This window comes from Micrococcus sp. 140720015-1, from assembly GCF_053627595.1.
The window spans coordinates 380,830-400,699 of record NZ_JBSEYC010000003.1 but is presented as its reverse complement, the minus strand read 5'-3'; the positions used below and the strand labels follow the sequence as shown (position 1 = coordinate 400,699).

General features: G+C 74.4%; 19 protein-coding genes. 8 read left to right on the top strand and 11 right to left on the bottom strand.

Annotation, left to right across the window (positions count from 1 at the left end):
* Window positions 1–1,350, bottom strand: a complete 1,350-nt coding sequence (locus tag ACUXPL_RS07390; protein ID WP_454182941.1) for an O-acetylhomoserine aminocarboxypropyltransferase/cysteine synthase family protein — start codon at window positions 1,348–1,350, stop codon at window positions 1–3.
* A 295-nt stretch (window positions 1,351–1,645) separates the two neighbouring features.
* Here ACUXPL_RS07390 and ACUXPL_RS07385 point away from each other — a divergent pair, with 295 nt between their 5' ends.
* From ACUXPL_RS07385 to ACUXPL_RS07355, 7 genes are all read left to right on the top strand, one after another.
* Window positions 1,646–2,374: a class I SAM-dependent methyltransferase gene (locus tag ACUXPL_RS07385; RefSeq protein WP_200969500.1), complete on the top strand. Its 729-nt coding sequence runs from the start codon at window positions 1,646–1,648 to the stop codon at window positions 2,372–2,374.
* A complete protein-coding gene (locus ACUXPL_RS07380) occupies window positions 2,308–3,693 on the top strand; it encodes an MFS transporter (RefSeq protein WP_454182939.1) in 1,386 nt (461 codons plus the stop codon). Before ACUXPL_RS07385 ends, ACUXPL_RS07380 begins: the two co-directional genes overlap by 67 nt.
* A gap of 45 nt (window positions 3,694–3,738) precedes the next feature.
* Complete coding sequence (locus ACUXPL_RS07375; RefSeq protein ID WP_206397505.1) at window positions 3,739–4,152, top strand: VOC family protein; 414 nt, start codon at window positions 3,739–3,741, stop codon at window positions 4,150–4,152.
* A gap of 111 nt (window positions 4,153–4,263) precedes the next feature.
* On the top strand, window positions 4,264–4,776 hold the full coding sequence (locus ACUXPL_RS07370; RefSeq protein ID WP_353301161.1) for a GNAT family N-acetyltransferase: 513 nt from the start codon (window positions 4,264–4,266) through the stop codon (window positions 4,774–4,776).
* Between the two features lie 86 nt (window positions 4,777–4,862).
* Window positions 4,863–5,369, top strand: coding sequence for a hypothetical protein (locus tag ACUXPL_RS07365; protein WP_454182937.1), 507 nt, complete (start codon window positions 4,863–4,865; stop codon window positions 5,367–5,369).
* 56 nt (window positions 5,370–5,425) lie between these two features.
* Complete coding sequence (locus tag ACUXPL_RS07360) at window positions 5,426–6,031, top strand: hypothetical protein (RefSeq protein WP_236252056.1); 606 nt, start codon at window positions 5,426–5,428, stop codon at window positions 6,029–6,031.
* Between the two features lie 10 nt (window positions 6,032–6,041).
* A complete protein-coding gene (locus tag ACUXPL_RS07355; protein ID WP_200969506.1) occupies window positions 6,042–6,455 on the top strand; it encodes a DUF805 domain-containing protein in 414 nt (137 codons plus the stop codon).
* 24 nt (window positions 6,456–6,479) lie between these two features.
* Here ACUXPL_RS07355 and ACUXPL_RS07350 read toward each other — a convergent pair whose 3' ends face one another.
* The 3 genes from ACUXPL_RS07350 to ACUXPL_RS07340 form a co-directional block, all read right to left on the bottom strand.
* Window positions 6,480–7,550, bottom strand: a complete 1,071-nt coding sequence (locus ACUXPL_RS07350) for a hypothetical protein (protein WP_454182935.1) — start codon at window positions 7,548–7,550, stop codon at window positions 6,480–6,482.
* Between the two features lie 149 nt (window positions 7,551–7,699).
* Window positions 7,700–8,950 (bottom strand): aminotransferase class I/II-fold pyridoxal phosphate-dependent enzyme, encoded by a 1,251-nt coding sequence (locus tag ACUXPL_RS07345; protein ID WP_454182933.1) that lies wholly within the window; start codon window positions 8,948–8,950, stop codon window positions 7,700–7,702.
* A 156-nt stretch (window positions 8,951–9,106) separates the two neighbouring features.
* Complete coding sequence (locus ACUXPL_RS07340) at window positions 9,107–12,538, bottom strand: DEAD/DEAH box helicase (protein WP_454182931.1); 3,432 nt, start codon at window positions 12,536–12,538, stop codon at window positions 9,107–9,109.
* A gap of 134 nt (window positions 12,539–12,672) precedes the next feature.
* Between ACUXPL_RS07340 and ACUXPL_RS07335 the strand changes: the two genes are divergently transcribed.
* Complete coding sequence (locus tag ACUXPL_RS07335; protein ID WP_454182929.1) at window positions 12,673–14,358, top strand: SDR family oxidoreductase; 1,686 nt, start codon at window positions 12,673–12,675, stop codon at window positions 14,356–14,358.
* Here ACUXPL_RS07335 and crtX read toward each other — a convergent pair.
* The 7 genes from crtX to ACUXPL_RS07300 are packed head-to-tail and all read right to left on the bottom strand — an operon-like array spanning window position 14,343 to window position 19,870.
* The gene (gene crtX / locus ACUXPL_RS07330; RefSeq protein ID WP_454182927.1) at window positions 14,343–15,134 is read right to left on the bottom strand and encodes a C50 carotenoid glucosyltransferase CrtX; all 792 of its coding nucleotides are present in this window, start codon (window positions 15,132–15,134) and stop codon (window positions 14,343–14,345) included. The two genes, ACUXPL_RS07335 and crtX, sit on opposite strands and share 16 nt — an antisense overlap.
* A complete protein-coding gene (locus tag ACUXPL_RS07325; protein WP_454182925.1) occupies window positions 15,131–15,682 on the bottom strand; it encodes a hypothetical protein in 552 nt (183 codons plus the stop codon). The genes crtX and ACUXPL_RS07325 overlap by 4 nt, the downstream gene beginning before the upstream one ends.
* A 1-nt stretch (window position 15,683) precedes the next feature.
* A complete protein-coding gene (crtYh, locus tag ACUXPL_RS07320) occupies window positions 15,684–16,040 on the bottom strand; it encodes a C50 carotenoid gamma-cyclase subunit beta CrtYh (protein WP_454182923.1) in 357 nt (118 codons plus the stop codon).
* Window positions 16,037–16,426 carry a C50 carotenoid gamma-cyclase subunit alpha CrtYg gene (gene crtYg / locus ACUXPL_RS07315; protein WP_454182921.1) on the bottom strand — a complete coding sequence of 130 codons (390 nt, stop codon included), beginning with the start codon at window positions 16,424–16,426 and terminating at the stop codon, window positions 16,037–16,039. Before crtYg ends, crtYh begins: the two co-directional genes overlap by 4 nt.
* Window positions 16,396–17,280, bottom strand: a complete 885-nt coding sequence (locus tag ACUXPL_RS07310; protein WP_454182919.1) for a prenyltransferase — start codon at window positions 17,278–17,280, stop codon at window positions 16,396–16,398. The genes crtYg and ACUXPL_RS07310 overlap by 31 nt, the downstream gene beginning before the upstream one ends.
* A complete protein-coding gene (gene crtI, locus ACUXPL_RS07305; RefSeq protein WP_454182918.1) occupies window positions 17,277–18,977 on the bottom strand; it encodes a phytoene desaturase family protein in 1,701 nt (566 codons plus the stop codon). Before crtI ends, ACUXPL_RS07310 begins: the two co-directional genes overlap by 4 nt.
* On the bottom strand, window positions 18,974–19,870 hold the full coding sequence (locus ACUXPL_RS07300) for a phytoene/squalene synthase family protein (RefSeq protein ID WP_454182916.1): 897 nt from the start codon (window positions 19,868–19,870) through the stop codon (window positions 18,974–18,976). The genes crtI and ACUXPL_RS07300 overlap by 4 nt, the downstream gene beginning before the upstream one ends.

Here is a 19,870-nt window from a genome sequence, read left to right as displayed (position 1 = left end):
TCAGCGCACCTCCTGGGTGACGGCGGCGGTCTCGGGGACGGCGGGCGTGGTGGCGGGGACGGCCGGCCCGGCGGCAGTCACCACGGCCAGGGCACGGTCCAGGTCCGCGATCAGGTCGTCGGGACACTCCAGCCCGATGGAGAGCCGGACGGTGGTCTCGGCGATCCCGGCGTCCTCGCGCTGCTGCCGCGTCAGGCGACAGTGCGTCATGGTCGCGGGGTGGGAGACGAGGGACCGGGCGTCGCCGACGTTGACCACCAGCTGGAACAGCTCGAGCGCGTCGAGGAACGGGGCCACGGTCTCGGGGCCGCAGACCAGGTCGAAGGAGAACACCGAGCCGACGCCGTCCGGGAAGTCGCGGGCGGCCAGCGCCGCGCTGGGATGTCCGGCCACGCCGGGGTGGTGCACCCGCGCGACCGCGGGGTGCCCGGCCAGGTGTTCGGCCACGGCCAGGGCGGTGGCGGTGTGGCGGGCCACGCGCAGGTCGAGCGTCTCGAGCCCCTGGATGAACTGCGCCGCGCTCGCGGGGGCGAGGGTGGGGCCGAGGTCGTGCAGGAACTTGCTGCGGGCCAGCGTCAGGTAGGCGCCGCGGCCGTGCCGCTCGACCAGCGTCTGCCCGCCGTAGCGGGCCTTGGGTCGGGCCAGCTGCGGCCACCGGTCCGGCGCCGCGCCGTAGTCGAACATGCCGCCGTCCACGATCGCGCCGCCGAGCACCGCGCCGTGCCCGCCGAGGAACTTGGTGGCCGAGTGCACGACGACGTCGGCGCCGTGCTCCAGCGGCCGGTAGAGGGCCGGCGTCGCGAGGGTGCTGTCCACCACCACGGGCACACCGGCCGCGTGGGCGAGGTCCGCGAGCGCGGGCAGGTCCGGGAGGGTGGCGAGCGGGTTGGTGATGGCCTCGAGGAAGAACGCGCGGGTGTCGGGCCGGACCGCGGCGGCCCACGCGGGCGGGTCTGCCGGGTCCGCGAAGGTGACCTCGATGCCGAAGTCCGCGAACGTGTCCGTCAGCAGGTCCACGGTGCCCCCGTAGAGCTGGCTGGAGGCGACCAGGTGCTTGCCGCCCTGCAGCAGCGCCAGCAGGGACAGTGCGACGGCGGCCTGGCCGGTGGCCGTGGCGATCGCGCCGATGCCGCCCTCCAGCGCGGCGAGGCGGTTCTCGAACACCGCGACGGTCGGGTTGCCCGTGCGGCTGTAGGTGAAGCCGGGGGTCTCGAGCCGGAACATCGCGGCCGCCGTGGCGTGGTCCGGGAAACGGAACGCCGCGGTCTGGTGGATGGGCGGGACGACCGGCCGGTGGGGTGCGGCGGGCTCGTAGCCGGCGTGGACTTGTTGTGTGGCATGACGGGGCATCTGCTCTCCTCCATCGGTCCTGGCGGTAGCACCGGGCCTGCCGGTCCCGGGGGTCCGGGTCCGGCGGGCGGGTTGCTGCGGCGTCGTCGAGCCAGATCTCTCGGCCGCTCTGGATGGGTGGTGCGCCCATCCCACGCGGTGGGCCGCGGCGAGTCCAGCGGGCGGCCGGCTCGCGCGTCATATGAGCCGCCGCCGCGCCATCCGGGACCGGCCGGAGCCTCTCCGGGGCGCGGCGGGCCGAGGCAGACCCGTGTGACGGACTGGCGTGGAGGGGGGGTGTGTCAGACTCCTGGGCATGACGCAGAGCACACCGGGCGGACCGGCCACGGACCTGCCCGACTTCCGGCCCTCGGGCAACCAGGGCGTGGACCCGGCGCTGTACGAGATCGAGAACGCGGCCATGGACCGTGAGGGCGCCCTCTGGGCGGCGCTGCAGGAGGCGGCGCCTTGGGCCGGGCGGACGCTGCTCGACCTCGGTGCGGGCACCGGCTTCTGGCTGCCCCGCTACGCCGACGCGGCCGAGACGATCGCCGTCGAGCCGGACGTGCGCCTGCTGGGGGCCGCCCGCGCCCGCCCCGGCGGGGCGCGCGTGCTGTACGGCTCGGCCGAGCAGATCCCGCTGCCGGAGGCGAGCGTCGACGTCGTGCACGCCCGGTTCGCGTACTTCTTCCCGCACCCGCGCTGGGACGTCCGACCCGGCCTGGACGAGGTCACCCGGGTGCTGCGGCCCGGCGGCGCGCTCGTGGTGATCGACAACGACACCGAGCGCGGCCAGTTCGCCGAGCTGCTGCGGGCGAGCACGAACGCCGCAGCGCAGGGCCAGGACACGTACGCCCGCGAGTGGTGGGCCGGCATCGGGGCCGAGACCCGCGAGGTCATGAGCTCGTGGACCTTCGACTCCCGCGCCGACCTCGAGGCCGTCCTGCGGCTGGAGTTCGAGCAAGGGGTCGCCGACGCGTGGCTCGCCGAGCACCCCGCAGCGACGTCACTGAGCTACGGCTACCTGCTCCACGTGTGGCGGTGAGCACGGACCCGCGTCGTCTGACGCCTACCCCCCGCGGCCCTGACACTGGTACGCCCCCGCCGGAAGGACGGGCGCGGTGGCTGGTCGCCTCCAACGCCCTCGACGCGGGTGGCCGGTCCGCCACGGACGTCGCCTTGGATGTCCTGGCGGTGCTCCTGCTCGGCGTGGGCGCCGACGGCATGGGCGTGCTGATGACGCTCTCCGGGTTGGGATTCCTCCTGCTCGGCGTGCCCATCGGCATCGTGGTGGACCGACACCTCAGCCCGCGGCTGCTCGCGGCCACCGGCCTCGCCAAGGCGGCGGTGCTCGGCTCGCTCGTCGTGGCGTGGGCGCTCGACGCGCTCACGTTCGGTCACCTCGCCGCCGTCATGGCCCTGCTGGGCGTGCTCACGGTGCTGGCCGAGACCACCCAGACCGCGCTCGTGCCGCGCGTCGTGCCGGCCACCGCCGTCGCCCGCCTGACGGCGCGGCTCGAGTCCGCCGACGCCGCCCTTGTGCTGATCGTGCCCGCCGCGGCGGGCGTCCTCGTCGGGTCGCTGGGCGCAGGGCCCGTGCTCGGCATCGCGACGGCGTTCCTCTTCGCGGCGGCGATCGTCGCGCTCCGGGTGCGGCTGCGGCCCTCCGCCGCGGCGGACGTCCCGGACGACGACGGGGACCCCGGCGTCGCGGGCGTCCTGTCCCGCTGGGCCCGGTTCGGGAAGGATGCCGCGGAGGGGTGGACGGTCCTGCGGCGCACCCCGGTCCTGTGGCTGCTGACGATGGGGTCGGTGGCCGCCAACGTGGGCATGGCCCTCTTCGCGCCGGTCGAGGCGGTCTGGATCCTGACCGACCTGCAGCTCGGGCCGGAGTTCCTGGGCGTCCAGATCACCGCAGGCGCGGTCGGGGCGCTGGCGGCCTCGTCCCTGGCAGGCCGGGCCATCGACCGGCTGGGCGAGCGCCGGTGCATCCTCCTCGGCTCGGTCGGCTGCGCCGTGGCCGTGGGGCTGCACCTGCTGGCCTACGCCGACCGCGCCCATGCCGGGCCGTGGCTGCTGGCCGGCGCCGCCCTCTGGGGGTTCATGGTCCTGCTCGGGAACATCACCCAGGCCGCCGTGACCGCCCGCGCCTGCCCCGAGGGCACGCTCGGGCGGGTCACCGCGATGCGCCGCACCCTCACCCGGGGCTCCGTGCCGCTGGCCACCCTCGCGGGAGGTGCGCTCGGGGCGACGCTCGGGGTCGGCTGGGCGCTCGCGGGGTGGCAGGTCCTGGCGGTGGTCTCGCTGGCCGCCGTCGTGCCGGCCGCGCGGTGGGTGGATGCGGGGCGCGACGACGTCGACTGAGGCCGAGACGCTGACGCGGACGCCGAGGTCGCTTAATGTGTGGCCATGGTCAGCCGCCCCGTGCTCCAGCAGCCGGTGATCGACGCCGTCGACATCCGTTCCGTCGCGGAGTTCTACCGCGAGCTCCTCGGCCTCCACTACCGCGCGGGCGACGAGCTCGCGGACGGCCGCGAGCCGGACAGCGCGGACTGGCTCGTGCTGCTGGACGACGACGGCCGCCGCGTCCTGACGTTCCAGCGCACCGAGGAACTGAAGCCCAGCACGTGGCCGTCGCCCGAGGTGCCGATGCAGCTGCACCTGGATTTCACCGTGCCGGACCGCGATTCCCTCGACGCGGCCCACGACCACGCCCTGCGCCTGGGCGGGCGCCTCGTCCTGGACCGCTCCGACGACGAGGACGAGCCCCTGTACGTGTTCGCGGACCCGGCCGGCCACCCCTTCTGCGTCTTCGTGGGGTGAGCGCGGCAGACCACGGGGGCGGCACCGTGGTGACCGAGGCGACCGCGGGGGTGGTTTCACGCACATGTCGAAGACAAGAAGCCGGTTCAGTGCCGTCGGTAAGGTCGTCGGGTGATCCCGCAACCCACAGATCGACTCACGTTCCGGTGCATGACCGACGCTGACCTCGACGACATGTGCCGGCTCCTCGGAGACGCGGAGGTCATGCGCTACTACCCGCGAGCCAAGTCGCGCAACGAGGTACAGCGGTGGATCAACTGGTCAAAGGACAACTACGCCAAGCATGGGTTCGGCCTGTGGGTCATCGAACACCGGACCACCGGCGACTTCATCGGTGACTGCGGCCTGACCTGGCAGAACGTCGACGGCCGAGAGGTCCTCGAGGTCGGCTACCACGTCCTGCCAGAACGTCAGGGACAAGGACTGGCAACCGAGGGGGCCTCTGCCTGCCTGCGATACGGGTTCGAGACACTCGACGCAACGATGGTCACCGCGATCATCAACCCCGACAACATGGCTTCCCGTCGCGTGGCCGAACGAATCGGCATGACCGTGTGGAAGAGCACGCATGATCCCAGTGGAGCGCCGATCGTGGTCTACAGCAGCCGCGGCCACGAGGCATGACGCACTGAACTGCCGCAATGGGTGCCTGCCTATTGAGGAGACACGCCCTGCGCCCAGCCGGCCAGGCGCTTCTGCGTCTTCGTGGCGTGGGCGGCCGGACCGCGGCACGGCTCAGCGGTGACGGCGGCGGCTCAGCCCTCGAGCCGCTGGTCGAACTCCTCGTGGTCCAGCTGGCGGTGCATGCGGTCATCTTCAAGATACGGTGCCGTCCATGCATCCGGACCCGGCCGAGGCCATGCTGCGCGTCGCCCGGGCGCGCCCCGGCCGGGGACCGCGTCGAGTGGCGGCGGGGCACCGCGGAGCTGATCGAGCCGGCGTCGGCGGACCTGGTGATCATGAGCGGGAACGTGGCGATGCACCTGATCGACCAGGACTGGCTGCAGGAGCCCACGGAACGGACGACGGCGGCCGGTCGCCTCGTCGAGTCCGAGGCCACGAGCACGCCGGACGCGGACGGCGTCGTCGTGCACCGATGGCGCACCGAGTACTCGGACGAGGGCGTGGACCGCGTCTGGAGCGACTGGCACGGCCGCCCGTTCGACGCGGCGGAGCACCCGTTGATGATCATCGAGGCCTGTCCACAGGGGGCCTGACCCGTCCACCCGTCATGGCAGGATGACGCATGTCACACGTGATGCGAGGGGGAACCATGACGGACACGACCACGGCCCGCCCCATGCGGCCGGCCCACCACGACGACGACCCGCCCGTCCGCGGGATCGGCCACCTCCGGCACTCGGTGGTGTCGGGCGGGCTGATCGGGGTGATCGGCGGCGCCGCCTTCCTGTTGGGCGGGGTCGCGGGGCTGCCGGCCGAGCACCAGGGCACGCTGCGGGGCGTCGCCATCTCGCTCATCAGCTTCACCCTGGTGGTGGTGCTGCTGCGCCGGCGGGTGCTGCCCACCGTGCCGACGCCCACCCGCGGCGCGCTGCGCGTCTACGGGATCGCCGTCGTCACGATGCTGGCGCTCTTCCCCGTTACACGCCTGGTGGCTTTCGCACTCGACGCACCGACGGCGCAGATCGCCCTGGTGGCCGCCATGGTGGGTGGCCACTTCCTCCCGTTCGCCCGGGCATTCCAGGCCCCGGTGTTCTGGTGGATCGGCGGGGCGATGGCCATGCTGGGGCTCGCCGGTGCCGCACTCGCGGCTCTCGGCGATCCCGTGGCTGGGCCCGCGGGGGCGGCCGCAGCGGGGGCTGCGATGCTCGTGATCGTCGCAGCGCAGGGGCTGCTGGCGTCCCCTCGGCAGGACTGAGGGCCGGACCATGAACATGCTTCAGGCCATCCGCCGCTACTACGCCGGCTACGTGCAGTTCAGCGGGCGCGCCTCCCGCGCCGACTTCTGGCTCGCGGCGCTCTACGTGTGGCTTCTGCAGGCCGCCGTTCGCTTCGTGTCCACCGCCCTGGACGTGTTCGTCCTCGGCTCCCCGGACCTGTCCCTCCGCGACGCGGCCATCCTCCTGGTGGGGATCACGCACGCACTCCCCTCGCTCGCCCTGCTCGCCCGGCGCCTCCACGATGCCGGCTTCAGCCGCGCGTGGCTGTTCCTCGGGCTGGTGCCGTTCGTCGGCCCGATCACGCTGCTCGTGTTCGCGCTCCAGCCGTCCGCCCCGCGCCTCGGACACCCCGCCGATGCGTCGGACCCGGTTCCGGCGGGGGCCACGGCCGCGCGGCGCTGACCCCCGCCGCCGTGTCCAGCCCGATCAGTGATCGTGGTCGGTGTGCTCGTCGTGGCCGGACTCGGCGTCCGCGGCCGCCTCGGGCTTCGCGGACTCCGGCTGGCCGGTGACCACGGCCATCTCGACCGGGGCGAACTCCAGGTCCTTCTCCAGGACGGCCTCATCGGTCTCCAGGTCGACGGCCACGAGCTTCTGGGCCTCCGCGTCGGTGACGTAGGCGGTGTTCCCGGCCACCTTCAGGATCGGGCCGGGCTCCTGCCACTCGTCCTTCTCCTTCCACGGCTCGATCACCGGGTGCTCGGCGGTGACCTCACCGGTCTCCTCGTCGATCACGTTGACCTCGCCGTCGTAGGTCAGCACGACCGCGGAGCCGTCCTCGGCGCGGCCGAGCGAGCGGAACCAGTAGGACGAGCCGAGGTCCACGGTGGTGAGCTCATCGGTGCGGGTGTCGATGAGGGCGATCGCCGTGGGCCGCTCGACGGCCTCCGTCGGCTCCTCCTCGACCTTGTGATCACCCAGGACGATGGGCGAGTCATGCAGCCCGAACAGGTTCCCGGAGCGCTGGTACTCGGTCTCGACGTCCACCTTGTGGAACTCGCCGTCCCGGTACACGACGGGCCCGTTCTCACAGCCCATCACGACGACGTCGCCCGCCTCCGTCGGCTGGGCCGCGGCCTCGCCGTGACTGCCGGGGCAGTCGTCGGTCTCGACCTCCGTCATGACGGGCATGAGGTCCGGGGTCGCCTTGTCCAGGTGGGCCGAGTCGAAGGTCCGGATCGCGCCCGCGCCGTCCGCGAAGAGGCTGGTCCTGCCGTGGTGGGTGACGACGTGGCCGGGGTGCTCGCCCGGGAACGTCACACCGGTCATGCCGGGCGCGGACTCGTAGTTGTGGACGTGATCGCCGTGAGCCTTGGCCTGGATGCCGGTGGAGAACACCTCCCAGCCGTTCCCGGTGGTCACCAGGACGTCCTTGCCGTTGCCGGCATTGCTCAGCCGCGTGAAGCCCGGGACATCCTGCTCCTTCACCACCTCGCCGGACTCGGCGTCGAGCAGCGTGAGCCCGCCCTCGTGCGAGAGCAGGATGCGAGGGGTCACCGCGGAGACCTCGGTGGTCCGGGTCGGGTCGACGCGGTCCTCCTCGGAGACGGAGGAGGCCGCCGACGTCTCACCCGACGGCGACTCGGCGCCGTCCGAGACGGAGGCGGGTGCCGACGTCGGCCTGCGGGCCGCGACCCCGCCGCAGGTCAGGCCAGGCCGCGCGCCGCATGCCAGGCGGCGATCCGCTCAAGCGCCTCGTGGACGACGTCCGGGCCGGCGGCGAAGGAGAGGCGGACGAACTCGGGCCCGTGGACGGCGTCGAAGTCGTCGCCCGGGGTCAGCGCGACGCCGGCCTCCTCCAGCAGGGCGGCGCAGTAGCCGACGGCGCTGCCGAACTCCGCCAGCATGCCCGGGGCGAGGCGGGCCCACAGGTAGAAGGCGCCGTCGGCGGGGGCGGCGTCGGCCCAGCCGAGCCGGGGCAGGGCGGCCAGCACGACGCCGCGCGTCGCCGTGAAGCCGCCGGCCTGCTCAGCGCAGAACGCGTAGGACTCCTCGCTGAACGCGTGGACGGCCGCCTCCTGTGCCGCGGCGGGCGGGCAGAGGGCGACCGAGCCGGCGAGGCCGTCGACCGCGGCGGCGAGGTCGTCCGGCATGAGCATCCAGCCCAGCCGCCAGCCGGGCATGCCCCAGTACTTGGAGAACGAGCTGACCACGAGCGCGGTGCGGGAGGTGCGCCATGCACAGGCGCCGGGCCCCTGCCCGTCCGTGTGCACGATGCCGTGGTAGATCTCGTCCGAGACGAGCCGCACACCGTGTTCCTCACACCAGCGGGCGAGCTCAGCGAGCTCGTCGGCGCTGACCATCGTGCCCGTGGGATTGGCCGGGGAGGCGAGCACGAGCCCCGCGACCGGGCCCTCCGCGAGCGCCGCCTCCAGGTGGGCGACCGTGGGCTGGTAGCGGGTGCCGGCGTCGACGTCCACGTCCACCACCTCCACCCCGAGCGCCGTGAGGATGTTGCGGTACGCGGGGTAGCCGGGGCGCGGCAGGAGCACGCGGTCCCCCGGGGAGAACGCCGCGAGGAAGCCGAGCATGAACGCCCCCGAGGAGCCCGTGGTGATCGCGACCTGCTCGGGGCGCACGTCGAGCCCGTACCAGCGGCGGTAGTGGCCGGCGACGGCGGCCCGCAGCTCCGGCAGGCCCAGCGCCGGGGTGTAGGTGAGGGCACGGCCGGAGGCGTGGACGGCGGCGGCCGCGGCGTCGACGGCGGGCGGGGCGCCCCCGCCCGGCTCCCCCGCGCACAGGCTGACGACGTCGTGGCCGGCGGCGCGCAGTTCGGCGACCCGGCCGAGGATGCTCATCACCGTGAACGGCGGCACCTGCGACCGGGCGGACGGCGCGAAGGCGGGGGCGGCGGTGCTGACGGGGGCGGCGGTGCTGGAACGGGACGGGCGACGCATGGCCCGAGGCTACCCCCCGCTTTCGTTCGGGAAACGGCGCCTCGGGGGCGACTTTCGTTGAGGAAACGGCCGGGCGGGACGCCGTTTCGTCAACGAAAACGTCGCGACACGCCGCCGTTTCCCGAACGAAAACGTCCGGTACGCCTCGCGCAGCGCTCACTCCTCGGCGCCGAGCAGCTCCCGGATGTCCTCGGCGGTGAGGGAGTCGGTGAAGGCGCCGGCGCCGGAGTCGTCGGACTCGTCCATGAGCGCGCCGAACAGCTCGGCCTTGCGCCGCTGCAGCTCGAGCACCTTCTCCTCGATCGTCCCCTCGGACACGAGCCGGTAGACCATCACGGTCCGCTCCTGCCCGATCCGGTGCGCCCGGTCCACGGCCTGCGCCTCCGCAGCGGGGTTCCACCACGGATCCATGAGGAACACGTAGTCCGCCTCGGTCAGGGTCAGGCCGAAGCCGCCCGCCTTCAGGGAGATCAGGAACACCGGCGCCTCGCCCTCGCGGAAGCCGCGGATCACGTCGGCGCGCCCGCGCGTGGAGCCGTCGAGGTACGCGTGCTCGATCTCCAGGTGGTCCAGCTCCTCGGCGATCACCCGCAGGAAGCTCGTGAACTGGCTGAACACGATCACGCGGTGCCCCTCGCCGATCACCTCGGTGAGGTCGTCGAGGAACTGCTCGAGCTTCGAGCTGGGCACGGAGGCGTACTGGTCGTCGACGATCTGCGGCGCCAGCGCGAGCATCCGCAGCAGCGTGAGCGACTTGAAGATGGTGAACCGGTTGCCGTCCATGTCCCCGAGCAGGCCCAACACCTTGCGGCGCTCGCGCTGGAGCACGCGGTCGTAGAGCTTGCGATGGGCCGGCTCGAGCTCCACCTGGAGGATCTGCTCCTGCTTGGGCGGCAGGTCCTTCGCCACGAGCTCCTTGGAGCGGCGCAGCATGAAGGGGCGCACGCGGCGGCGCAGGGCCGCCATCCGCTCGGGGTCCTCCCCGGTCTCGATGGGGGTCACGTAGGTCTCGCGGAACCCGCGGTGGCTCGGGAACAGGCCCGGCACGACGACGCCCAGCAACGCCCACAGGTCGCTGAGGGAGTTCTCCATCGGCGTGCCGGTGATGGCCAGCCGGAAGGGGGCGCGCAGGTCGCGGGCCACCGTGTGCACCTTCGCGGCGCGGTTCTTCAGGAACTGGGCCTCGTCGAAGACCACCCCGCCCCAGTCGAGTCCGCCGTACTGGCCGGCGTCGATCCTCAGGAGCGTGTAGCTGGTGACCACCACGTCCGCCCCCGCCACCTCGTCCGCCACGGCGGTGCCGCGCTTGCGGGTGGTGGTGTCCAGGACGCGCACGTCGAGGTCCGGGGTGAACTTCTCGGCCTCGGCCGCCCACACGGACACCACGGAGCTCGGCGCGACCACGAGGAACGGCGGCCGCTCGGGCCGGGCCTGGCGTGCGTGGGCCAAGAGCGCGAGGGTCTGGACGGTCTTGCCCAGGCCCATGTCGTCGGCCAGGATCCCGCCGAGGTCCTGCTCCCACAGGAACGCGAGCCAGCGCAGGCCCTCCTCCTGGTAGGGGCGCAGGTCGGCCTTCAGGCCGGCGGGGCGCGGGGCCTCGGGGAGGCGCTCGACGGCGGCCAGACGCCCGACGGCGGCGGTCCACTCCGGGTCCTCGTCCACCTCGTCCGCGAGCTCCTTGAGGTCCTCCCAGAAGCCGACCTGGTGCCGTGAGACGGGGGTGTGCTCCGGGGTCCACTCCTGCAGGGTGGCGGCCTCGGAGAGCAGGGCGCGCAACCGGTCGAAGGCGGGGTGATCGAGGCCCAGGTAGGAGCCGTCCGCGAGGATCAGCGTGGTCCTGCCCTGCACGAGCGCGGTGAACAGCTCCACGAACGGCAGCACGTGCCCGTCCACGGAGACCTGCACGCCCAGGTCGAACCAGTCGTTCTGCGTGGCCTTCGTGCCGACCTCGATGCGCGGGGCGGCCTTCAGTTCGCGGTAGTCGGGGCGGTCGCCGGTGACGTCCACGCGCACGTGGTCGGCGCGCTGCAGCAGCGGCAGCACCTGCTCGGAGAACCGGGCGGCGCCCACGCCCTCGAGGACCTGCTCCTCGGCGCGGCCGGCGCGGGGCCAGAGCTCGGCCACGGCGCGCAGCACCGCGTCCTCGTGCCGGGTGTCCCGCAGGGGGTCGCCGCCGGCGTCGAGGCCGAGTTCGCGGGGCGGGTCGAAGTAGAGCCAGGACCAGCGCAGCACGAGCTCGTGGTCGGGCCGGAAGTCGGCGCGCAGCCGCAGCACGGGCGGCTCGAACTCGGGCAGCTCCACGGAGGCGTCGCCGCTGGTCACGGGCAGGGCGCCACGCAGCCGCGGGTAGATCCGGCCGAGGAACTCCTCGCGGTCCGCGGCGGGCACCCGCACGGGCCCGCCGGCGAGCACGAGCTGCTGCACGGCTTCGGGGACGGGGCGTTCGGCGGGGATCAGGTGGAGCACGGCCTCCTCGTCCGTGAGCTCCACGCGGTAGAAGCCGATGCCGCCCACGGCGTGCACACCGCTCAGCCCGGGGCCGGGCGGGGCCGGGTCCAGGGCCGGGGCCACGTCCAGGCCGCCGTCGGGGGCGGCGGTGACGTCCAGCCCGACGGCGGCGGGCGCCTCCAGCACCACGTCCGTCAGCAGCCCCAGCGGCACGAGCTCCACCCCGACCTCGCGGGCCTCCGCGAGCAGCTGCCAGATCCGCGGGGAGTCGAAGACGTGCAGACCGAACCAGGCGTCGCCCGGGTAGGAGTCCTCGGCCTGGACCTGACGCCAGATCAGGCGCATCGCCCGCTCCTGGGCGGGGGCGAACTCGGCGCGCGGGAACTGGAATGCCTTCCACGTCAGCCCGCCCTTGATCCACGTCCCCTTGGCCCCGCGCTTGAGCGGGCGCACGGTCACGTACAGCGGGCGGCCCTCGCGCACCTGCTCCTCCCCGGCCGTCGCCGGGCCCCACTGCTGGAACGCGTTGCGGGAGGACTCGGCCACGAGCTCCACGCCGATCGCCAGCGCGGGCGGCGTGCCCAGCCGGCGCGGACCGTCGAGCCCGGCCAGCGGCTCCATGACCCGTCGCCAGTCCAGGCCGGCAGCGGGTGGGGGCGCCGCCCCGTCCGCGGCCGGGGCGTCGAGGCCGGCCGGGCCGCCGTCGTCGTGGCCCCGTCCGGCGGGCGCGGGCAGCGCGTCCGCCGTGGTGACCATCTCGGCGAGCTTGCGGCGGGCGTCGTCGAGGGCCTGGTCGGCGTCGAGGCGGACCACCTGGTAGAGCGCGGCGGCCACGTGCTTGCAGTCCGTCCCGACCGGGCACGTGCAGCGCCCGCCCACCGGCTCCATGAGGGCGCCGGCGCCGTCCTCGGCGGCGTCGTCGTAGGCCTCCTGCAGCTGCACCTGCACCCGGTAGGGGCTGGGCGCGCTGCCCTGGACGGAGGCGCTCAGGCGGCCGGTGGCGGCGTCGTAGCGCAGGCGCCCCACGGCGCCCGACGCGGCCACGGCGAAGCCGCGGTCCGCACTGGTGGGCCCGACGACGGCGCGGATGGCCTCGGTGCGCAGGTGCGGCAGGACGTCTCCGGAATCTGCAGTGGCCATAGCGAGCAGTCTTTCACGGACCGTGCCGGGCCCGCTCCGACCGACGCCGGCCCGGCGGCGTGCCGACCCCCGGGCCCCGGGTCCGCACACCCGAGACCTTCAGGCCGACCCGCCCCGGACCCTAGAGTGCGCCCATGGCCTCCACACAGCCCTCCCCCGTCCCCGCCGGTGCCACGCCGGCGCCCCACACCTCCCCCCTCGGCCTGTCCCTTCCGGACGGCCGGGGTCGCCGCGTCCTCGTCACCGGTGCCACCGGGTACGTGGGCGGGCGCCTCATCCCCGAGCTGCTCGCCGCCGGCTTCGACGTCCGGGCCGGCGCCCGGAACCCCTCCGACCTCGCGGACCGGCCGTGGTCGGACAGCATCGAGGCGGTGGAGCTCGACCTCACCGAGGCGGACCTCGTCGAAGCCGCCATGCAGGACGTGCACACCGTGCTCTACCTCGTGCACTCCATGGGCGGGGGCGGCGACTTCGTGGCCCAGGAGCAGCGGATCGCGGACATCGTGGGCACCGCCGCGGACACGGCCGGCGTCGCCCAGCTCGTCTATCTCTCCGGCCTGCACCCGGACACGATCCCCGTCGCGGAGCTGTCCGACCACATGCGCTCCCGCGCCCTCGTGGCCGAGCGTCTCGAGCGGGCGGCGACCCCGGCGCTGACGTTCGAGGCCGGGGTGATCATCGGCTCGGGCTCCACCTCGTTCGAGATGATCCGCCACCTCGCCGAGCGGCTGCCCGTGATGCCCGGCCCGTCCTGGCTGAAGAACCGGGTGGAGCCGCTGGCCATCCGCGACGTCCTGTACTACCTCCTGCAGGCCTGCGCCCTCCCGGAGCCCGTGCAGCTGAGGGCCCAGATCGGCAACGGACACCCCCAGTCGTTCGCGAGCGTGCTGGAGGACTACGCCCGTGCCGCCGGCCTGTCCCGACGCATCGTGATCCCCACCCCGTTCCCGCTGCAGACCCTGGCGGGCTTCTGGATCGGCATGGTGACCCCCATCCCGGTCGCGGTGGCCCTGCCCCTGGCCGCATCCCTCGCCGAGGAGGCGGTCGTGGAGGACCGCTCGGTCCGCGACCTCATCCCGGACCCGCCGGGCGGGCTGACCTCCTACATGGACGCCGTGCGGCTGGCGCTGAAGCGGGAGAAGGAGGGCCCCCTGGACGTCACCTTCGACGCGGACATCCAGAGCTCCGCGGACCCGGCCGCCCCCCTGCCCTCGGATCCCGAGTGGGCCGGCACCACGGTCTACACGGATGAGCGCGAGCGCGAGTCCGACCTGCCCGCGCAGGAGGTGTGGCCGGTGATCGAGTCGGTGGGCGGCGCGAACGGATGGTATTCGACCCCGCTGCTGTGGAAGATCCGCGGGCTGATGGACAAGCTGGTCGGCGGGCCCGGCCTGACCCGCGGCCGGCGGGACCCGGACCACCTGCGACGCGGCGACGTGGTGGACTGGTGGCGGGTGGAGGACGTGGAGCCGGGGCGGCGGCTGACGCTGCGGGCGGAGATGAAGGCCGGGGGGCGGGCCTGGCTGCAGCTGAGCACCGAGCCGCGGGAGGGCGGGGGCTCCGTCTACCGCCAGCGGGCGGTCTTCATGCCGGACGGCCTGCTCGGACGCGCCTACTGGACCGCCATCCTGCCCTTCCACGCCGTGGTGTTCCCGGAGATGGCCGCGAACATCCTGGCCGAGGCCCAGCGTCGGCACGACGGCGGCGAGCGTCCGCGCACCCGCGGCCTGCTGCGGCCGCTGGTGGGCCGGCTGCCCCTGCGTCGCAACCCGTTGGACAGGCGAGCCCGCGACACCGACGGCGCTCAGTCCCGGGACTGACCGTCGGGGCCGCGCCCCCAGCGGGAGCGGGGGCGTGCCCGGGCCGCCCGGCGCAGCCAGCGCCGCCCGGGGGACAGCCGAGCCCAGTTGACCTGCAGGGTGGCGACGGCCATCCGGCCCTGCCGCACCCGCTGGCGCAGGGAATGGAAGATGCGCCCGGCGACCTCCACCCGCAGGTCCGGATCGAACCGGATCCGGCGGCCGGCCAGGGCCAGCTGGAAGGACAGGTCCAGGTCATCGTGCACGTCCCCGCGCTCGCGGTGGACCCGGGTCCGCACAGCCTGCCACGCCTCGGCGCGGAGGGCGCAGTTGGAGCCCCAGACGGGGGTGGCCGCCACCGCGGCGCCCGCCCCCCAGCGGTACGCACCGGTGTAGAGCGCCGCCCGCACCCGTCCCCGGAGGCCGGGCTGGTCGTGGAAGGTCCCCGGCCCGGTGAGGGCGTCGAGCCCGGGGTCGGCGTCGAACCGCGCCACGATCCGTTCGAGCCAGTCCGCGGGCATCCGCGTGTCTGCGTCGCAGCGCACCAGCAGCTCCCCGACCGCGGCGTCCAGGCCGGCGGCCGCCGCGGCCGGGACCCCGCGGCGCGGCTCGCGCACCACCCGCGCGCCGGCGGCGCGGGCGAGCACCGCCGAGTCGTCCACGCAGCCGTTGTCCACCACCACCACCTCCAGCGCCGGCCGGCTCTGGGCTGCCAGCAGCGCGAGGCACACACGCAGGTGGTCGGCGTCGTCGAGCACCGGGACGACCACGGAGACGGTGGGGCGGGCCGGGGTCACCGGGTGCGCCCCCGGCGCACGGCGAGGGCGGCGCCGATCCCAGCGCCGACGAGGTCGGCGGCGAGGTCGCCGATGGTGTCCGTGTAGCCCACGCCGATCTCGGGGGTCACGGCCGTGTGCCCCCACCATTCGGCCAGCTCCCACACCACGCCCAGGGCCACGGCGGCGGCCGCGATCCCCAGCCCGGCCAGGCCCGGGCCGAGCAGCGCCACGGCCTGCCCGGCCTCGGTCCCTCGGCGCCGCAGCCACGCCCCCACCACCAGTGCCGTCAGACAGGCGACCACGGCGGAGGCGGCGGCGTGCACAAGCAGGTCCAGCCACGACACCCGCGCATAGAGGCCGATGACGCTCAGCCACCCGGCCAGCAGCAGGACCGCCTGCGCGGCCCAGTCCAGGACTCCGCCCGGGGCGAGCCAGCGGGTGAGCCACTGGGAGCCGAACACGAGCAGCATCGCCGCCGCGGACGGCCATCCGGCGTGCACCGCCGCGACCGGGACGAGGATCAGACCGAGCGCGCGCAGCAGGTCTGCGGGGATCAGCGGCAGCATGTCAGCGATCGTCCGGGTGGGGGCGGCGTCCCGGCCGAGGGCCGCGCCGACCGGCACGTGGACGGCTCGTCAGCAGCAGCCAGAGCGCCGGCAGCAGCAGGGCGGAGCCGAGCGGGTAGGCGAAGTCCTCCACGGGCGCCTGGCCCACGTAGACACCCACCAGCAGCTCGTGGCCGTAGTCGAAGAGCCCCGCGGCGATCATCACGTTGTCGAAGACCGCCGTGAGCGCCCACAGGGCCACCAGGGTGGCCGCCACGGCCCGCAGGTGACCGCCCCGCACGCGGCCGACGAGGGCGGCGCCCATGAGCACGGCCAGGGCGAAGCCCACGAAGACGAGGACGAGGTCGAGGAAGGTCACCGGCTCCCCCGGTCGGTCGGATCGGCCGGCGTCGCGGCGCGGGCGTCGCGTCCCCGGCCGCGCAGCAGGCGCAGCGCCCCGGTGAACAGCACCATCGTGATCTGGCTGAGGAAGAGCAGGAAGAACCCCTCCTCCAGAGGCAGCTGGGGGGCGAGCATCACCCCGGTCATGTAGGGCGACTGTCGGTGCAGGAACACGCCCTCGGCGATCCCCCACAGGTCCCAGGCGAAGAAGTAGGCCACCCCGGCGGCCAGCACCAGCAGCGCCGGGAGCGGGCGATGCCACAGGAACAGCTCGAAGCGCCGGTCCACCAGCAGCATGCAGCCGATGACACCCAGCAGGGCCAGCAGGTAGATCATGCCGCGGCCCCCCGGCTCAGCGCCCACCCGATCAGCAGCAGGGTCACGAGGAAGCCGGTCACGTAGTTCAGGGGGAGGAACAGCTGCCAGCCGCGGTGGGCCGCGCCCGAGGTGGCGTCCGTGACGCGGCGGAAGCGCAGGGTGTTCACCACGTAGGGCACGGCCAGCAGCGCCGCGAGCGGGCCCGGCGGGTCGGTGGCCAGCAGCAGCAGGCCCGCCGCCGCGTACAGGCCGGCGGCGAGCAGGACGGTGCGCCGGGCGCCCAGCGCGGTGGCCACCGAGGCCAGGCCCCCCTCCCGGTCCGGCATCACGTCCTGCACCGCCCCGAACATCTGCGAGGCCATGCCCCACAGGAAGAACGCCCCCAGCAGCGCCGCCAGGGCGGGCGTGGGGGTCGCCCCGGCCAGCACGAGGCCGTACACCGCGGGGGAGACGAAGTGGGTGGCGGAGGTCGCCGCGTCCAGGAAGGGCCGCTCCTTGAACCGCAGCCCCGCCCAGGAGTACGCCACCACCGCGAACAGGCTCACCGCCAGCACCAGCACGGCGGCCCACTCCCCCCGCACGGCGGACCAACCCGCGAGCACGGCCACGAACGGCACGGGCAGCAGCACCGACCACGCCAGCACCCGGCGGCGCACCGCGGGGTCGCCCAGCACGGAGCCCTCCACGCCCCCCTTGCGGGGGTTGCGCAGGTCCGAGGCGAAGTCGAACACGTCATTGATGCCGTACATGGCCAGGTTGTAGGGCACGAGGAAGAACACGACGCCCAGGACCACCAGCCACGCGGGCAGCCCCCCGGTCAGGATCGCGGCGGCGGCGAACGGGTACGCCGTGTTCACCCAGCTGACCGGCCGGGACGCCCAGAAGAGGGTGCGGATCATGCGCCGCTCCCCCCGGGCCCCGCGGGCCGGACCCTCCGCGCGTCGTGGCGCAGTTCGTCCCGGACCACCTCGGCGGAGATCAGGCACATGGGCACCCCGATGCCCGGGCGCACCGAGGAGCCCGCGTACATCAGGCCGGCCACGTCCGCGTCCCGCACCGAGGGACGGAACATGGCCGACTGCGCCAGCGTGTGCCCGGGGCCCAGCAGCGAACCACGCCAGGCGTGCACGTCCGCAGCGAAGTCACCGGGCCCGTAGGTGCGTCGCACCACGATGCGCTCGGCCAGGTCGGGGATCCCGGCCCATCGGGCCAGCTGATCGAGGGCCCGGTCCGCCACGGCCTCCACCTGGGCGTCCCCGGCGCGGTCCACCCGCCAGCCCTCGCCGTCACGGACCCGGATGCCGCCGCGTCCCCACCCCGGCTCGGCGGGGGCCGGGACGAGGATGAAGAGGTTCTCGTCGCCCTCCGGGGCCACCCCCGGGTCCGTGGCGGAGGTGCGCGAGACGTAGATCGAGGTGTCCGCGGCGAGGTCCTCTCCCCGCTCGATGCGCCCGAAGTTGTCCTCCCAGTCCGCCGTGAACAGCAGGGTGTGGTGGGCCAGCTGGGGCAGGGATCCGCGCACCCCCACGCACACGAGCACGCCGGAGGGGCCGGGGTCGCGCCGGTCCCACGTGGACTCCGCGACGCGCCGGCCGGGAGGCAGCAGGCGGGTCTGCACGTGGTGCAGATCCGCGGCGGCCACCACCACATCGGCGTCGAGGCGTCCCGCGGCGCCGTCGTCGGACCGCCAGGCCACGCCCGTCACCCGACCGGGAAGGCGGCGCCGGCCCTCGTCCCCGCGGGCTGCTCCCGGCCTGGGCAGGCGGGCGGCCAGGCGTCCGAGGCGGCCGGCGGGGGCGGGACGGTCCACCACCTCGACGGCGGTCGCCTCGACCCCGGTGCGGATCTCCACGCCGGCCTCGCGCACGACCTCCGCCATGGCGTCCACGAGGGCCGCGAAGCCGCCGAGGGGGTACTGCACGCCGTCGGCGAGGTCCAGATGGGACATCAGGTGGTACATGGCGGGGGCACGGTCGGGGGACGTGCCGAGGAAGACCGCCGGGTAGCCCAGGATTTGGCGCAGCCGGGGATCCTGGAAGCGGGCCGCGACATGGGAGCGCAGGCCCCCCAGCAGCTGGGGCCCGAGGGCCGGCAGGGCGCGCAGGACGTCCGGGTGGGCCAGGGCGGCCGGCCGGCGGAAGTCCGTGTAGAGGAAGTGCTCCTTGGCGAGCCCGTAGATCCGGGACGCGGAGTCGAGGTAGGCCCGCAGGCGGCGCCCGGCGCCGGGCTCGAGGGACTCGAACAGCGTCTCCGCGTGGCCGGTGCGCACGTCCACGGGGGGCTCCTGGAGATGCTCCTCGAAGTACACCCGGTAGCCGGGGTCCAGGCGGCGCAGGTCCAGCCGTTCGGCGGCGGAGGTCCCCATGAGGCGGAACCAGCGGTCGATCACCTCGGGCATCAGGTACCAGGAGGGCCCGGTGTCGAAGGTGAACCCCGCCTCGGACCAGCGTCCGGCACGGCCGCCCAGGACGGCGCCGCGCTCCAGCAGCGTCACCCGGTGCCCGTCACGGGCCAGCAGGCCCGCCGTGGCCAGTCCGGCGAACCCACCGCCCACCACCACGGTGCGCGGGCCGAGAGCGGTGTCCCGGGCGCTCATCGGCGGCCTCCCCGGCGGCCCCGTGCCAGGACGCGGGCGGCGATCCGGGCCTTCTGGCGGTCCGGCACCCGGACACGGCGGTGAGCCAGCTCGGCCGCCGGGGTCGCCTCGATCCGGTCCGCCAGGGCCGCGAACAGTCCGTGCGCCAGGGCCACGGCGCGCCCGGCCCCGGGGTCCAGGGCACGGATGCCGGGCAGGGCGGCGTCGAGGTCGGCGCGGACCTCGGCCACGAGTTCGGCCTTGCGGGCCTCGGTGAGCACGCCCGGTGCGGCACCGGGCAGGTAGGTGCGGCCCAGCTCGTGGTGGTCCGCGGCCAGGTCCCTGAGGAAGTTGACCTTCTGGAACGCCGCCCCCAGCCGGGAGGCCTGCGCGCGCAGCTCCTGCCGTTGGCCCGGGGTCCGGGCCCGCGTGCCGGGGAGGGAGAGGAAGACCTGCAGGCACATCAGTCCCACCACCTCGGCCGAGCCGTGGATGTAGGCGTCCAGGGATTCGGCGCCGTGCTCGCGGATCCCCAGGTCCGCGCGCATGGAGGCGAAGAAGGGACGGGTCAGCTCCGGGGTGATGCCGTGGCGACGGGCCACGTCGGCGAAGGCGTGCAGGACCGGGTCGGTGGCGAAGCCCGACGCCATCGCGGCCTCACACGCCCGCTCGTAGTCGTCCAGGGCGGCGCGGACCCCGGCCTCGTCGAGCCCGGCGGCCACCGCGACGCCGTCGACCACCTCGTCGGCGACGCGGACCATGGCGTAGATCGTCGCGACGTCCTGGCGTGCCTGCCGGGGCAGGGTGCGGCAGGCCCAGGAGAAGGACGTGGAGTAACGGCGGATCACCTGGGCCGCTGCGGCGTGGGCCGTCCGCGTGTACAGCGCGGCAGGGCTCTGGGCGGGCGCGGCCAT